Here is a 16288-nt window from a genome sequence, read left to right as displayed (position 1 = left end):
CGCCAACAAAATGAGACAATAAAACAACAATCAACCCCAACCACCAGGAACACATGAACACCCCAAACAACCAAACACCCACCACAAAAATCAAAAACGAAGCAGACAACATCGCCTACCGCATCGGCAACAAAATCCACGACTGGCGAGAAAACCGCGCTCGCGAAAAAGGACTAGAACGAGTCGTCGTCGCCAACCAAGGCTACGGCTCAACCAGCTGGGTACGCGTCCTCGGCCGCGCACTCTACAAAACCGACGGCTTCGAAGAAATCTTTGACTCCATCACCCAAGCCAGCTCAACCGAAACCCTACGCGGCTGGCGATCCTTCACCTCCATCGCCATCCGCCACGCAGCCGTCAAAGTCATCATCGACGACCAACACGAATTCACCATCACCGCAGACGAAGGCGGCGTCATCGACGTCAAACTCGCCGTAAACCTCGAACCCGGCATGCACAAAGTCGTCCTCGACCTCGAAGACGGCGACAGCTCAGAAACCGAAGTCTTCGTCGTACCCGACGACCAAAAAATCGGCATCCTCTCAGACATCGACGACACCGTCATGGTCACCGCCCTACCACGCCCCATGCTCGCAGCCTGGAACTCCTTCGTCGTCGACGAACACGCCCGCACACCCACCCCCGGCATGTCAGTCCTCATGGACCGCCTCCACCAAAAATACCCCCAAGCGCCCATCATGTACCTCTCAACCGGCGCATGGAACATCACCCCCACCCTCACCCGCTTCCTCTCACGCAACGGCTACCCCAAAGGCACCTTCCTCCTCACCGACTGGGGCCCCACCGCAGACCGCTGGTTCCGCTCAGGCGCACAACACAAAGTCAACTCACTCAAACGACTCGCCGAAGAATTCCCCAACATCAAATGGATACTCATCGGCGACGACGGACAGCGCGACCCCGACGTCTACAGCGGCTTCGCCGTACGCTACCCCCAAAACGTAGCCTCAATCCTCATCCGCAACCTCACCGTCGGCGAAAGCGTCCTCGCCAACCCCACCCGCGTCTGGGCGGATAACCGCTCAAAACAGATTACACGCGAGAAATTTTGGAACGAGGCGAATGACGGCACGACCTTCCGTCACGAACTCGAAAAAGAAGGATTGCTCTAACCAGTTAGAACCCTAAGATGCGGGTCTGAGCCACCACTATCGGTGACTCAGACCCGCATCTTTAAGCCCGTTTTTAGAATTTGTCAATCTCGAATATTCGACACGCCAACCTCAAAAAAAGTTTAAAAAACTCCTACCCACCATCCTTAAAACTTCAAGGTTAACGTGATGCTTGAACCTCCCACCGCGTAATTTCAAGGAAGGTTTTCGCAAAACCGTATCACGACCAAAATCCACGTGATTAACCAGACCAAGTGCACCATCAAACACCCACCTGTAGGTGAACATGTGGATAACCCACCCCGGCGCATAAACAAACCGCGAAAACACGCGAATTAAGATGTGGATACTCAAATTCACAAAAAAATTAAGCGACAAACCACACCATCTGGGGGCTCTACCTCAGCCACAACACTAGATGTAGTATTGATTCCTGTTGAGATAACTACAGAGCAAAAAGCCTAAAACAACAGCCCCAGCTCACAACAGCGCCCACCCGCGACTGTCCAAAACAGTTATCACACGCACAAACAACTACAAGAATTTACGCACAGCCGCGCTCGCAAAGAGTCAGCTGATGAGGAGAGAGACAACATGTCAGTTACGGTGTACACCAAGCCCGCATGCGTTCAGTGCAACATGACTTACCGTGCGCTGGATAAGAACGGCATCGAGTACAACGTTGTTGATGTCACCGAGGATGCTGCGGCGCTCGAACACATCAAGGGTTTGGGTTACATGCAGGCACCTGTTGTTGTTGCAGGCGATGACCACTGGTCTGGTTTCCAGCCCGACAAAATTAACGCTTTGGCGCAGTAAATTCTCTGCGTCGCCATACCCCGGAGAACTTACGAGCTCACCTGCTCGTGAGCCGGGTTTTTAGATGCGCTCCTTCAGCTCCGCAGATCTTCCAGTAGACGATGCGGAAGCAGTGAGACAAATGGGGGAGTAGCACTACAAACCACACCAGCACAAAGAAAGTTTTCTACTGTGGAGAAATTTGCAGAAGAGACCACCGGCGATTTTGCCGACCTTGAGCACCTAACCATCAACCCGCTAATTGTTTATTTTTCGTCTATTTCCGAAAACACTCACAAGTTTGTGGTGAAGACGGGCGTAAGAAGTGTTCGGTTGCCGCTGAAGACTTCAGATGAGTCTCCTGAAGTCAATGAACCTTTTGTGCTGTGTGTGCCCAGCTATGGACGTCCTGGTGGTAGCGGATCTATTCCGCCACAGGCCGTGAAATTTTTGAATAACCCCGTTAATCGTGAGCATCTTGCCGGTGTTATCGGGGCGGGAAACACTAATTTCGGTGAGCTGTACTGTGTAGCAGCAGACAAGGTAGCCGCAAAGTGCCATGTGCCGGTTCTCTATAAATTTGAGCTCATGGGCACTGCCGAAGATGTAAGTAAAGTAAGAGATGGATTGGAAGAATTTTGGAAGCAAAACTCCCTGCACCGAATCTAAGTGCTGAGCCGGGTCACGAAGATCCGACCACTCCTGAGAAGTTCCAGGGCTTGGGCTATCACGAGCTCAACGCGATGTTGAATCTGTATGATGAGAACGGTCAGATTCAGTTTGACGCTGACCGCCAGGCAGCGCGCCAGTACTTCTTGCAGCACGTTAACAACAACACCGTTTTCTTCCATGACCTGGAAGAAAAGCTCGATTACTTGGTCAAGCACCAGTACTACGAGAAGCACGTGCTTGATATGTACTCTTTTGACTTCATTAAGTCACTGTCGAAGTTCGCGTACTCTAAGAAGTTCCGCTTCCCGACCTTCCTCGGTGCTTTCAAGTTCTACACTTCGTACGCGCTGAAGACTTTTGATGGTCAGCGTTACTTGGAGCGTTTTGAAGACCGCGTGGTTATGGTTGCGCTGTTGCTTGCTGAGGGCAATGAACAGTTGGCTCGTGAGATTGTTGAAGAAGTTATTTCAGGACGCTTCCAGCCGGCAACCCCGACCTTTCTCAACGCGGGTAAGATGCAGCGTGGCGAGCTGGTTTCGTGCTTCTTGCTCCGTATTGAAGACAACATGGAGTCCATTGGTCGTTCCATTAACTCGGCTCTGCAGCTTTCTAAGCGCGGTGGTGGTGTAGCGTTCGCGCTGACCAACCTGCGTGAATCGGGCGCGCCTATTAAGAAGATTGAGAACCAGTCATCAGGTGTAATTCCCGTAATGAAGCTTCTGGAAGACTCATTCTCATACGCCAACCAGTTGGGTGCTCGTCAGGGCGCAGGTGCTGTGTACTTGCACGCGCATCACCCCGATATCTACTCATTCTTGGACACCAAGCGTGAGAACGCTGACGAGAAGATTCGCATCAAGACCCTGTCATTGGGCGTTGTCATTCCTGACATCACCTTCGAGCTCGCTAAGCGCAACGAAGACATGTACCTCTTCTCGCCCTACGATGTTGAGCGTATCTACGGTGTTCCCTTCTCTGATGTGAATGTCTCTGAGAAGTACTACGAGATGGTTGATGACGCGCGCATCCGCAAGTCAAAGATCAATGCACGTGAGTTCTTCCAGACTCTGGCTGAGATTCAGTTCGAGTCAGGCTACCCCTACGTGATGTTCGAAGACACCGTGAACAAGGCTAACCCCATTGAGGGCAAGATCATCATGTCGAATCTCTGCTCGGAGATTCTGCAGGTTTCAGAGCCTTCACACTACAAGCCCGGTCTTGAATACGACACCGTGGGTAAGGACATTTCCTGCAACCTTGGCTCACTCAACATCGCAACCACCATGGACGGCGATGATTTGGGTAAGACTGTCGAGACCGCTATTCGTTCATTGACCGCAGTGTCTGACCAGTCAGATATCTCATCTGTTCCTTCCATTGAGCGCGGTAACTCTATGAGCCACGCTGTGGGCTTGGGCCAGATGAACTTGCACGGTTACTTGGCACGCGAGCACGTTCACTACGGTAGCGAAGAAGCGTTGGACTTCACCAACATGTACTTCTACACCGTTACCTACCATGCAATTCGCGCGTCCATGCTGATTGCTAAAGAACGCAAGCAGACCTTCGTGAACTTTGAGAACTCAAAGTATGCAACGGGGGAGTATTTTGAGAAGTACATCAACGGCACCTGGGACTTCGAAACCGCGCGTGCACGCGAGCTCTTCGAAGGCCACTTTGTTCCCGGCCCTGAGGACTGGAAGCAGCTGGCTGCAGACGTTGCTGAGCACGGTATGTACAACCAGAACCTGCAGGCTGTTCCGCCGACCGGTTCAATCTCATACATCAACGGTTCAACCTCTTCGATTCACCCGATTGCCTCGAAGATTGAAATCCGTAAGGAAGGCAAGCTTGGTCGCGTGTACTACCCGGCTCCTTACCTGACGAACGAGAATCTTGAGTACTATGCGGATGCGTACGAGATTGGTTACGAGAAGATTATCGATACCTATGCTGTAGCGACCCAGCACGTCGATCAGGGTCTGTCACTGACTTTGTTCTTCAAGGACACCGCGACCACTCGTGACGTGAATAAGGCTCAGATTTACGCATGGCGCAAGGGTATCAAGACTATTTACTACTCACGTATTCGCCAGATGGCGCTCGAGGGTACTGAGGTCGAGGGCTGCGTTAGCTGCATGCTGTAAGGCATAGGGAGTAGCTCGTTTGGGCTAGGAGGCGAAGTTTTCAGTTTCGAAGACTTCGCCTTCTTTCAGTCCTGCTATATTCTAGAAATAACTGACAAGTTAAACTGATTATCCTCGGGTGGACGTTATGAAAAAATTTTCTAAAGAGCAATCGGACAACCTCCATTTTGCGGTGTTTAAACTACAACGACGCCTGAGGAACGAAACTGCCAGTATTACGTCCCTGAGCGCAACGGAAGAAAGCGTCCTTTTTGCGCTCTCAAGGACACCACGGCTCACCAACGCCGAGCTGGCGCGTCATGAGCACATCACAGCGCAATCAATGAATAAAATTACAGCCACTATGATGAAACACGGTGTTCTTGACTCCGGTAAAAATTCCCGCGATAAGCGTCGCAAAGAACTCTTTCTCACAGAACAGGGGAGAGGCCTAGTGAGTTCTATAAGCCAGCAACGTTCACGGTGGCTTACTGCAACCATAGAACAGAAATTCACGGAAGAAGAAGCTTCACAACTCGATGCTGCGTTAGAGCTTTTGCATAAAATTAGCGACAAAACTGTAGCTCCCACCAGCAAATTTATTCCGGTTGCGCCATCAGCCGAACAAGGTTAATAATCACAGCTTTTCTAGGTGCAAAACCAGCGGTTCAATGATTGAATAGAAGCAAGATAAACAGCTCTTTCTGTAAGAGCTGACCCGATTTTCCCCAAGGAGTTAATCGCCAATGATGAGCGAAAAGGTCACTCTTGTTGACCACGTTGAAGCAATCAACTGGAACCGTCTGCAGGACGAAAAAGACCTTGAGGTATGGGACCGCCTCACCTCTAACTTCTGGTTGCCCGAGAAGGTGCCGCTGTCAAACGACGTACCTTCATGGAAGACTCTGACCGATGAAGAAAAACAGTTGACCATGCGCGTCTTCACCGGCTTGACTCTGCTCGACACCATTCAGGGTACTGTTGGCGCTGTTTCGTTGCTTCCCGACGCTGTAACCGCTCACGAAGAAGCCGTGTACACTAACATCGCGTTCATGGAATCAGTACACGCGAAGTCGTATTCGTCCATCTTCTCGACTCTTAGCTCCACCCGCGAAATTGATGAGGTCTTCCGCTGGGCAGCTGAGAATCCGCACCTTCAGAAGAAGGCCAAAATTGTAATGAGCTACTACCAGGGTGACGATCCCTTGAAGAAAAAGGTAGCTTCAACTCTGCTTGAGTCATTCCTCTTCTACTCAGGCTTCTACCTGCCCATGTACTGGGCCTCGCGCGCAAAGCTTACCAACACAGCAGACTTAATTCGCCTGATTATTCGTGATGAAGCCGTTCATGGTTACTACATCGGTTACAAGTTCCAGCGCGGTCTTGAAAAGGAAAGCCCCGAGCGTCAGCAGGAACTCAAGGATTACACCTTCGATTTGCTCTACGAACTGTACGAAAACGAAGTACAGTACACTCACTCACTCTATGACTCAGTGGGATTAAGCGAGGACGTCAAGAAGTTCTTGCACTACAACGCTAACAAGGCACTGATGAACCTAGGCTACGAAGCAATGTTCCCCGCGAGCGTTACCAATGTGTCCCCGGCAATTCTTTCTGCACTGTCACCGAATGCTGATGAGAACCATGATTTCTTCTCAGGTTCAGGTTCTTCATACGTTATTGGTAAGGCAGTGAACACTGAAGATGAGGACTGGGACTTCTAATTCTGTTAGGTTTTAGTTAACTGAGCAAGGGCACCGGATTCACCGGTGCCCTTCGCTGTTAAGGCGAATAATCTAAGTGGGCTGTTAGGGTAATGCGACGCCACAGTTTCTGAGAAACATAAGATGCCCTCAGCTTAGAGAGCTGAGGGCATCTGTCTGAAATCAATATACGTTGGGGGAGCGGGGCGAGGGACTACCTCGCCCCTTACTCACCTAACTCTCATTACCATCTTCCTTCTCGCGGGCAGTCCTGAATGCTTCAACAAGATTCTTGACTCCAGCTGCAAGGTAAGAGAAAATGAGAGCGAGGGTTGCGATGTCTTGCAGCGACATAACAACTCCTTCAATTTATTTATTTTTCAGACGCGTCGAGCCAAAAGCTCGACGCGTTTTTGATTCTATCAAGCCCCTACTTTTGAGGCTATATGGCCCGGCGGTAGACTGGTTTTCATGCTAATTTCCTCCGTCGCAGAAGTGCGCGACATCCTTGATACGCAGCTTGAGGTTGATTACTGCCTTAAGCCAGGTGCTATCGGTTTGATGCGCCGATTCGGTGGTAACCTATTGACCGCGCCGCGTAAAGAGCTGGTGGATATGGGTTCCGCCCGCAGGCGCTATACCGATCATTGGGAACTACGGCTGGCGCACTATTCGGGCATTACACTTTTGAGCGCCAAGCATCAAAAAGTTTTGGAGTCCATAGCGGATTTGCTGAATGGAGATAACGGCTCGTGGATCGGAGACTACTCCAAGCTCCAGCGCGTCAATGATTACCTGACACCTGCCGCTCTGCAAAATACGGGAACAGCTTTATTCTTTGTTCCTAGTGCTACTTTCTTTGCGTCGTCAGAAATGCACGTGAGGGCACGTGAGCAACTCAGCCAGAGCTTTAACTTTCGTTGGCTAGAACCTCATGAGTTTGAGCAATTCAGGGATGACCGTCGTTTTTCAAATGCGCTTGGATTCAGTGCATTGCGTCCAGATATCCACGTTCTTGCTGCTGAAAAAGACGGTGAGATTCAGGCGATGGCAGGTGCCTCCGATGACTCAGAACTGATGTGTCAGATCGGTATTGATGTGTTGGAGCCTTTGCGCGGCCACGGGCTGGCGCCGGTAATGGTGCGCGAAGTTGCCCAACGGGTTTGCGAAACCGGAAAAGTTCCTTTTTATGGAACCTCACCTTCACATATTGTCTCTCAGAAGGCCGCTATTAACGCTGGGATGGAACCTGCGTGGTATGAATTTGCCTCAACCAGTCTGTTAGATATTGATGTGGATACCCCTGAGCAGGGTCTCATTGAAGGACGGCCGGAATAAACATGGAAATTATCCACGATGTAGTGGCTCCCGGCCAGCAGATTGTTGCTTACGCGCGTAGTCTCGAGCTTCTACGCGAGGTGGGAAGCGGCAAACGAGGGGCAGCTTTGCGCGTCTATGCACCGCAGCCCGTGGTTGCCTTTGGGCGAAGAGACGAGCTAAATCCTAACTTTCAATCGGCAGCTCAAGTGTGCCGAGATCACGGTTTTGAGCCTATCGTTCGTAAGGTGGGTGGGCATGCTGCCGCTTACCACCAAGGGTGCCTAGTTATTGACCATTTTCAGCCAGCCAAGGACGCGGTCACCGGCAACAACGAACGGTTTGGGATTTTTGGGCAGATGTATGCGCACGCTCTACAAAGTCTTGGCGTGGACGCCGCTGTGGGCGAAATCCCGGGGGAGTATTGCCCCGGTGAGTACTCAGTTCACGGTGTGCTACCGGACGGAGGAAAGATTAAACTCGTGGGCACAGCGCAACGGGTGGTCTCGGGCGCGTGGTGGTTTAGCGCGGGAATTGTTGTAGGTAGTTCGAGGCAGTTACGCGCGGTGACGACCGACGTTTATCGCGCTCTGGAATTGCCATTGACACCTTCCACAGTGGGTGCTGTCACCGACGCTTTGCCAGAAATCACCGCTGAAGATGTCGAAGATGCTGTCATTGAGGCGTACGCGAATGAAGGGTTTGAATAATGTGCGGTCGTTACGCCGTTGAATTTGACCACGGTATTTATCTTGCCGAGGTGCCAGTCACTGAACCCATCGCGTCCTACAACGTGGCACCAACCCATAACGTACCGATTCTGGTTGATCGCTTACTCACTGCCGAACAAGCCGAAACCGGCGTGCTTTCGCCGCAGGCATCCGTCCTTACCGATGATGCGGGAAACAGCTTTATTCGCGAGTTACACTCGGCGCGCTGGGGTTTGCTACCTGGCTGGGCTAAGGAATCAAGCTTTTCATCGCGTGCCTTCAACGCCCGCAGCGAGACTGTGTTTTCAAAGCCAACCTTCCGCAAAGCGGCGGTTTCAGGCCACTGCGCCGTTCCAGTGAGCGGATATTTTGAGTGGAAAACAGAAACCACTGATTCAGGCAAAACTAAGAAGACTCCGTTCTTTATTCATCGTGCCGATGCTGAACCCATCTATTTTGCTGGGCTGTACGACTGGTGGAAGATTCCGGAGACCGAGGATTTTGCGGGATCTAAGTTTGAAAATCAGGCGGGACAGTGGCTACTGAGCTGTTCAATCATCACGGTGGCAAGCCCCGATGAACTTGATGTTGCTGAGGCTACCGATCATCAAGAATCAGCACACGCGCTGATGGATCTAGGCAATCTGCATGATCGCTTGCCCGTTCCACTCACATATTCGGCGAATTCAAAGAAGAACACTGTGGACGCTTGGCTTCGTTCAGGCGGTATCTCAGGGCTTGAATCCCAGAACCCGCTGAACGGTTACAGTGCTGAGGGCCAAAGTCTGAGCCAGAGCGCTCAGACGGCACTAGCCGGGATCATCGAGAACGCGTACTCTGAGGCATCCAACTGGCGTATGCACGCGGTGTCACCTCAGGTAGGTAACGTGGGCAATAACTTTCCGGCGTTGATTGAGCCTGATGAGGACCTATTGAGTTTTGCTCATTAACATTCATGGGGCGGCTGAGAAATTCAGCCGCCCCATGAATGTTTTGTGGGTTTAGAAAATATCGTCGTTAGCCGGGAACCAGCGATTGAAATCAAGGGTTAGGTAGAGGGCCAAAGCCGCGGCGTTGTTTTCTGAAATGCGAACGGTAGCTTGCTTGTGGCCAGCCTCGTGGAGAGCATGCAGTGAAGTGCGGATGAGGTGTTCTGCCAAACCTTCACGGCGGCGAGATGCTGCGGTAAAGAGCTCATAGATTGATGGCAAGTCAGCTGGTTCTACATCGTCGGCGCGGTTATTGAGAACTAGGGCAGCTGCTACGATGCGGTCATTTTCATCAACAATGACGGGTGACGCCTCGGGAAGGAACTCACCGAACTTACCATCAAGTACTTCTTGAATTGCCGCCAGAGCCTCAGCCTGTGAGGTGATGCCGGTGTCATCATAAGAAGCAAAATATAGACGAGCCAGGCCCTCAGCATCTTCAAGCTTTGCCGGGCGTGTAGTGATGGTGTCAGCCTTATTGTTCGGTGATGTTTTGGTGACGAGAGTGATCATGCCGTCCATCGTATTGCCTCCTTCGGATGTGGTGAGTACTTATGCATAAGAGTACAAGGTCTTGCGAATTTCAGGAGACTTATGACACAAAATTAACGTAAAATTTATAGAAACTGCAGGTCACAGGGTGGAAGGAAAGCTATGAAGTGGGGTCAGATTGTAAGGGATAATCGCTTCAAAGCGGTTGCTGTGCTCAATGATCAGGTGTTTGAGAATGATCAGGTGTTTGAGTTTGAGTGCACCGTGGCGGATGCCTTGGCTTCGGGGTTGGTCTATCAGGTTCGCGATGAAGCCTCGGCAACTGATGCGGGTGGTTCAATCATCGAAGAGTTGGATGAGAGCCAGCTGGTGATGCCCTTAAAACCGGGAAAATTTCTGTGTGTGGGACTTAACTTCACCGATCACGCTCAAGAAGTAGGGGCGGAGCTCCCGAAGTATCCGACGATTTTTACTAAATTTTCCAATGCGTTGATTGGCCCGCACGATCATATACAACTTCCTCATGCTGAGGCCTCAACCAAGATTGACTGGGAGGCTGAGCTTGCCGTGATTGTTGGCAAGTCGGTGCGCAACGTAGATAGAGATCTGGCGCAGGATGCTATCTTCGGTTACACGGTGTGCAATGACATTTCGGTGCGTGACTGGCAGGGTAGAACAAGCGAATGGTTTCAGGGCAAAAATTGGGATAACTCCACACCGCTGGGGCCGGTGATTGTTCCGGCAGAAGAGCTGGATGTCGCATCAGGCTTGCGAATAACATGCACAGTAGATGGGCTAGTGCGTCAAAGTGGCAACACTGCGAACATGGTCTTTTCACCGGCTGAGCTTGTCTCGTATCTTTCGCAATTTATGACGCTTGAGCCAGGGGACGTGATTATCACGGGAACACCCGCCGGGGTTGGGTTATCGTTGCATCCGCGCAAGTGGCTTGAACCCGGTCAGGTTGTTGAAACCGAAATTGAGGGTATTGGGATGCTGAGAAACAAATGTATCTGATACACCCCTAGCTGATACCTGAAGCATAAAAATTTCCCCCACCGGCTACTGTCGGTGGGGGAAATTTTTTAGATCAAACCTCAGGCTGCGTGCTCACAGGTCGGGCAAGCGTAGTTATGGCAAACGCAGTTTGAGCATGAATCTGAACAGTCAGCGCACTGGCACTGTGCGTGGTTGCAAGTCTCGCAGGTGCAGTTTGCGCAGTCGCAGGTAGCGCACAGATCGTTGCAGTCGCCACATGAGCAGGTGTTGCATTCGTCGAAGTGGCCATTGTGCTCGCAGTGAGCATGGCCATCGTGCAGGTAGTCCACGTTGTCCTGGTGAATCACAGCTTTGTGACCGCAGTCAGGGCCGTGGGTGTGTGTTCTTCTGAGTAAGTGTGTTCGAGGGTGGGGGTACTCATGATTGTTCCTTCGTGTGTTCATGGACATCTGTCACAATGTGACTGATGTGGTGATCTGTGAGGTTGTAGAGGGACGAGCGCCCCTGCTGTGTTTTTTCGACTATGTGAGCGTCCCTCAAGATTTTGAGGTGGTGTGAGACCAGCGGTTGTGAAACCTGTAGGTGCTCGGTGAGCTCGCGGACGGTATGGGGTTTGTTCACAAGACAGTGAGCGATTGAAATACGTATCGGATGCGCAAGCGCAGCGAAGATGACTACGGATGCCTCGTACTTGCTTTCCCACGGGTATGAACTTTCCATAAACATAACTTTATATAATGAATTCTTTATATTGAGCAGGAGTTCAAAATTTTAATTAAAAAATTTATGGATGGCTATGTGGGCAATAATGCAAAGACCAGGGGAGCGTAGCTTACTCGGCAACGCACATCCAAACAGTGCCCGAACGATGATTAAACGCCGTAGAATAGTAATGTTCTGTGCCCTTGTACCGCGCAGATGTAACGAAAGCTTGCCCTTAGTACGGGTGAGCAACCATTTTTAGGAGAGAGACGTTTTGTCTATCGAAATTACCGTTGCTGGCGAACCCCGTAATGTTGAAGCCGGCACCACCGCAGCTGACCTTTTTGCAGAAGACCGCGAAATTGTTGTAGCTCGCGTGAACGACGTGCTGGTTGACCTCTCACACGAGGTAGCTGCCGGCGATGCCGTCGTTCCGGTAAGCATCCATGAAGAAGACGGCCTCAACGTTCTGCGTCACTCTGCTGCGCACGTAATGGCACAGGCTGTGCAGGAATACCGCAAGGACGCCAAGCTCGGCATTGGTCCTTACATCACCGACGGTTTCTACTTTGACTTTGACGTGGATGAACCCTTCACCCCCGAGGACCTCAAAAAAATTGAGAAGTCCATGGTGAAGATTATTAAGTCAGGCCAGACTTTCCAGCGCCGCGTGGTAAGCCACGAAGAAGCTGTTGCTGAAATGGCTGACGAACCGTACAAGCTTGAACTACTGTCATTGACTCAGGGTCCCGGCTCTGGCGCTGAAGCTGCCGAGGGCGCATCCCAGGAAGTCGGCGGCGGCGAAATCACCATCTACGATAACGTCAACAAAAAGGGCGAGACCGTGTGGAAGGACCTCTGCCGAGGCCCCCACCTGCCCAACACCAAGTTGATTGCTAACGGATATGCTTTGATGCGTGCCGGTGGCGCGTACTGGCGCGGTTCTGAAAAGAACCCCATGCTACAGCGTATCTACGGTACCGCGTGGCCGACCAAGGAAGAATTGGTTGCCTACAAGGACCGCATTGCTGAGGCGGAGCGACGCGACCACCGCCGTCTGGGCGAAGAGCTGGATCTCTTCTCATTCCCCAAGACCATCGGCCCCGGCCTGCCTGTATTCCACCCCAAGGGCGGCATCATTCTGCGCGAGATGGAGAACTATGTTCGTACTCGCCACATTGAAGAGGGCTTCCAGTACGTGAAGACCCCTCACATCTCGAAGGAAGATCTCTTCTACACCTCGGGTCACCTGCCGTACTACGCTGATGGCATGTTCCCCGCAATGGAGGATGAAGGCCAGGCATACCGCCTCAAGGCGATGAACTGCCCCATGCACAATGAGATTTTCCGTTCACGCGGACGCTCATACCGCGAGTTGCCACTGCGCCTGTTTGAATTCGGCACTGTCTACCGCGATGAGAAGTCCGGCGTTCTGCAGGGTCTGACCCGCGTGCGCATGATTACTCAGGACGACTCACACTCCTACGTGACCAAGGAACAGGCACCTGACGAGGTTCGTCACTTGTTGAAGTTCATGCTGAGCTTGCTTGAAGATTTCGGCATGACTGACTTCTATCTTGAGCTGTCCACCCGTGACATTGAGGGCGACAAGAAGGACAAGTTCATTGGTACCGATGAACAGTGGGAAGAAGCTACCGCTGTTTTGGAGCAGGTCGCCAAGGAGACCGGTCTCGATCTCGTGCCCGATCCCGGCGGAGCTGCGTTCTACGGCCCGAAGATTTCAGTTCAGGCGAAGGATGCGATTGGACGTACCTGGCAGATGTCGACTGTTCAGTATGACTTCAACCAGCCGACCCGTTTCGGTCTGGAATACCAGGCATCAGACGGTAGCCGTCAGGAACCCGTGATGATTCACTCCGCGAAGTTCGGCTCATTGGAGCGTTTCTTCGGTGTGCTGACTGAGCACTATGCGGGTATGTTCCCGGCGTGGTTGGCTCCGGTGCAGGTTGTGGGTGTTCCCGTGGCTGAGGCGTTCAACGATTACATGGGTGAGGTTGCGGCTAAGCTGCAGGCTGCCGGTGTGCGCGTTGAGGTGGACTACGGCACTGACCGCTTCCCGAAGAAGATCCGTACCGCGTCCAAGGAGAAGGTACCTTTCATCCTCATCGCCGGTGGCGAGGACGCGGAGAATGGCGCGGTCTCATTCCGCTTCCGCGATGGTTCACAGGAGAACGGCGTACCCATGGAAGAGGCGGTGAAGCGCATCGTGGAGCACATTCAGTCACGTAACAATGAGGACCCGAAGTCGCATAAATAAATATAGTTAAATAAAATTCAGCAGCGCCATTTCAACATTTGAAATGGCGCTTTAAATTAAGCAGGGGTACAAAATGCATAAACAGCAAATTGAGGTAGAACGCAAGGTTCTACAAGACAAATTAGACAAACTTATTACAGAGATACCGTCTATTAGAATTGCCTCACCTGAGCTATTGCCGTTCGGATGGCGCAAAGCTGCAAAAGGTCGAACAGTTTGGCGTATAGTCGAAGAAATTATAAGTCAAAACCTGGAAAAAAGATATAAAGAACTTGGTTTCTCTAATGTTAAGCCTGCCGTCTCAGAGGTTGGTGTTTATGATTTTGAATTCACTACAAGTTGGGGTCTAAAAAGTTTCGTAAATATAAAATCGTCTGTAGTGGGGGCAAAGAATTCTAAGGATGATATATCCAAAGCTGATAAGATTAGAGACTTCATTAAAGATTTGAATGACAGTACGTTATTCGTAGCGACTTTTTTCATAAGCTTTCATGATGACCTGACTGTCACGATAGATAAATGTGTAGTTTTCCCTGTTGCTTGGATACCGGATATATACGTTAATCCCAGCAATAATGGAAATCTTCAATCCTCCAAAGTTAAAGATCTAAGAAATTCAATAGAACGAAACGATAGTGAATTTTTAGATTTACTAGAAGATGCAATATCGATAGCAAATAAGAAAAAGTTAGAAAGGAATATTTGAAAAGTGTGGAGCATATCAGATTCAATCCACAGGAAAAAATTTGGCCAGTTCTTTACGCCTAATGTAATTGCCGAATTTATGAAGGGTTGGGTTTTAGAGGATAAACCCTCAAATATTCTTGATCCTGCTTTGGGGCCAGGAATACTTCTAGAAAATATTAAAGAGGTTAATAAAATAGGATATGAAATTGATAGTTCAATTTATGAACACTTTCAAATACCTGATGATGTCGACATATATTTTAAAGATTTTTTAATTTCTGACTGGGATAAGAAATATGATGCCATAATATGCAATCCACCATATAACAGATTTCAAAATATTGAAGATCGCACGAAAATAAAATCCTTAATTGAAGAAAAATTGAATTGTAAAATTAGCGGATTCAGTAATCAATCTCTTCTTTTTTTATGGAAATGTATATATCAACTAGAAGAGATGGGTAGGTTGTCAATAATATTGCCCAGTGATTTCCTCGGATTGCGTTCAGGGATTGAAATTAAAAAGTACTTAACAGAAAATAATTTAATTCATTCTTTGATATTATTGGACTCTACTAAAGCTTTGCCCTTTGAAAATGTCTTAACAACTGCATGTATATTAAATATTCAAAAAAAACATAATAAACAATTGTTATATGCAAAAAATATTTCACTTAATGATTTAAGGAATGATATTTTCGACCGTTGCGAGAAAATCAAATTTTCCGAAGTCAATCCTATGGAGGACTGGAATAAATCTATAAAATACGATTTTTTCGCTGATGCAAATTATGTTGAACTTAAAGAAATCGCTAAATGTTCAAGAGGAATTGCTACTGGGGATAATTCCTTCTTTATTTTTGATAAGGCGCAAATGGAAAAAAGCAAGATTCCTGTTGAAAATTTTGATTTGGTGATAGCCAGGTCAGCAGATATTACTGGAAGCATTTTAGATAATAAATTAAAAAATAAAATGGTAGAAAACGGTAAAATTAAATATCTGTTTAACCCCATAATTCTTGACCAATATACGCAAGAATATATTGATTATGGCGAGCTTAGCGGAGTTAATAAAAAATATTTGTGCTCTAAGAGAAATAAATGGTGGAAGCCTGAAGATAAATCTCCATCAATCATTTGGATTACTCCTCAATATCGTGTTGCGCCAAAGATTATTTTTAATAATGTGCATTTGAAAAATCTGACATGTTTTCATTCAATTTATATCAAAGGTGATAAAAATCTATCTCATGCTTTATTTAAGTATCTAAGTTCAGAAAAAGGTCTCAGCGAGATAATTAAAGTTTCTAAACAAATGGCGAACGGTTTATATAAATTGCAACCGGGTGATGTTAATAGAATACTTTTACCTATAGAACTATTCAAAAATTTATGATTTTTAAGGTGTATCTAAATTTTCTTCATTTAATCTCAATATTTGATTGGAAATAATTTTAAGTTTAAATCAATCTTATAAATTTATACATCTCTATTCCGGTAAAAATAGACTAATTTAATGCACTATAATGAGGCTTATTCAAAAGTAAGAGCACACCCCACACCCACCAACTAGACAACGGCCCCACCAGCGGCAAAAATATGAGCGTTAAATCTCTACAAATAACCTCAAGCCATACCGGAAGAACCGTTGCAACACCAGCGTACAACCGGCCTCACCGCCA

The 16288-nt window shown here is 49.0% G+C and carries 15 protein-coding genes; 13 read left to right on the top strand and 2 right to left on the bottom strand.

The annotated features are described in order from the left end of the window. Positions 1-53: 53 nt before the first annotated feature. The 9 genes from HF984_RS09310 to HF984_RS09270 all read left to right on the top strand — a co-directional run bounded on the left by HF984_RS09310 (position 54) and on the right by HF984_RS09270 (position 9409). On the top strand, positions 54-1133 hold the full coding sequence (locus HF984_RS09310) for an App1 family protein phosphatidate phosphatase (protein ID WP_168615398.1): 1080 nt from the start codon (positions 54-56) through the stop codon (positions 1131-1133). 594 nt (positions 1134-1727) lie between these two features. Further along, the gene (nrdH, locus tag HF984_RS09305) at positions 1728-1952 is read left to right on the top strand and encodes a glutaredoxin-like protein NrdH (RefSeq protein WP_168615397.1); all 225 of its coding nucleotides are present in this window, start codon (positions 1728-1730) and stop codon (positions 1950-1952) included. 171 nt (positions 1953-2123) lie between these two features. Further along, positions 2124-2600: a class Ib ribonucleoside-diphosphate reductase assembly flavoprotein NrdI gene (nrdI, locus tag HF984_RS09300; RefSeq protein ID WP_375546045.1), complete on the top strand. Its 477-nt coding sequence runs from the start codon at positions 2124-2126 to the stop codon at positions 2598-2600. Then, the gene (nrdE, locus tag HF984_RS09295) at positions 2570-4750 is read left to right on the top strand and encodes a class 1b ribonucleoside-diphosphate reductase subunit alpha (RefSeq protein WP_168615396.1); all 2181 of its coding nucleotides are present in this window, start codon (positions 2570-2572) and stop codon (positions 4748-4750) included. The genes nrdI and nrdE overlap by 31 nt, the downstream gene beginning before the upstream one ends. A gap of 127 nt (positions 4751-4877) precedes the next feature. Further along, positions 4878-5363 carry a MarR family winged helix-turn-helix transcriptional regulator gene (locus HF984_RS09290; protein WP_168615395.1) on the top strand — a complete coding sequence of 162 codons (486 nt, stop codon included), beginning with the start codon at positions 4878-4880 and terminating at the stop codon, positions 5361-5363. Between the two features lie 115 nt (positions 5364-5478). After that, positions 5479-6453, top strand: coding sequence for a class 1b ribonucleoside-diphosphate reductase subunit beta (nrdF, locus tag HF984_RS09285; protein ID WP_168615421.1), 975 nt, complete (start codon positions 5479-5481; stop codon positions 6451-6453). A 450-nt stretch (positions 6454-6903) separates the two neighbouring features. Further along, positions 6904-7770: a GNAT family N-acetyltransferase gene (locus tag HF984_RS09280; protein WP_247596578.1), complete on the top strand. Its 867-nt coding sequence runs from the start codon at positions 6904-6906 to the stop codon at positions 7768-7770. A gap of 2 nt (positions 7771-7772) precedes the next feature. Beyond that, positions 7773-8459, top strand: coding sequence for a lipoate--protein ligase family protein (locus HF984_RS09275; protein WP_168615394.1), 687 nt, complete (start codon positions 7773-7775; stop codon positions 8457-8459). Continuing rightward, positions 8459-9409, top strand: a complete 951-nt coding sequence (locus HF984_RS09270; RefSeq protein WP_168615393.1) for an SOS response-associated peptidase — start codon at positions 8459-8461, stop codon at positions 9407-9409. Before HF984_RS09275 ends, HF984_RS09270 begins: the two co-directional genes overlap by 1 nt. A gap of 51 nt (positions 9410-9460) precedes the next feature. Here the strand turns inward: HF984_RS09270 and HF984_RS09265 are convergent, their stop codons facing one another. Then, a complete protein-coding gene (locus HF984_RS09265; protein ID WP_168615392.1) occupies positions 9461-9970 on the bottom strand; it encodes a GNAT family N-acetyltransferase in 510 nt (169 codons plus the stop codon). A 132-nt stretch (positions 9971-10102) separates the two neighbouring features. Here HF984_RS09265 and HF984_RS09260 point away from each other — a divergent pair, with 132 nt between their 5' ends. Then, a complete protein-coding gene (locus HF984_RS09260) occupies positions 10103-10957 on the top strand; it encodes a fumarylacetoacetate hydrolase family protein (protein ID WP_168615391.1) in 855 nt (284 codons plus the stop codon). A 399-nt stretch (positions 10958-11356) separates the two neighbouring features. On the opposite strand, the gene HF984_RS09250 is transcribed toward HF984_RS09260, so the two are convergent. Beyond that, positions 11357-11659 (bottom strand): ArsR/SmtB family transcription factor, encoded by a 303-nt coding sequence (locus HF984_RS09250; RefSeq protein ID WP_247596577.1) that lies wholly within the window; start codon positions 11657-11659, stop codon positions 11357-11359. 256 nt (positions 11660-11915) lie between these two features. On the opposite strand from HF984_RS09250, the gene thrS reads away from it, so the two are divergent. From thrS to HF984_RS09235, 3 genes are all read left to right on the top strand, one after another. Further along, positions 11916-13919: a threonine--tRNA ligase gene (gene thrS / locus HF984_RS09245; protein ID WP_168615388.1), complete on the top strand. Its 2004-nt coding sequence runs from the start codon at positions 11916-11918 to the stop codon at positions 13917-13919. 73 nt (positions 13920-13992) lie between these two features. Further along, positions 13993-14625, top strand: a complete 633-nt coding sequence (locus HF984_RS09240; protein WP_168615387.1) for a hypothetical protein — start codon at positions 13993-13995, stop codon at positions 14623-14625. 3 nt (positions 14626-14628) lie between these two features. Then, positions 14629-16002 (top strand): HsdM family class I SAM-dependent methyltransferase, encoded by a 1374-nt coding sequence (locus tag HF984_RS09235; RefSeq protein WP_168615386.1) that lies wholly within the window; start codon positions 14629-14631, stop codon positions 16000-16002. Positions 16003-16288 lie beyond the last annotated feature (286 nt).

The sequence above is a fragment of the Rothia terrae genome (assembly GCF_012396615.1).
GTDB classification, from domain to species: Bacteria; Actinomycetota; Actinomycetes; order Actinomycetales; family Micrococcaceae; genus Rothia; species Rothia terrae.
Note: the sequence above shows the minus strand (reverse complement) of the source record. Positions and strands in the feature narration are given on the sequence as shown.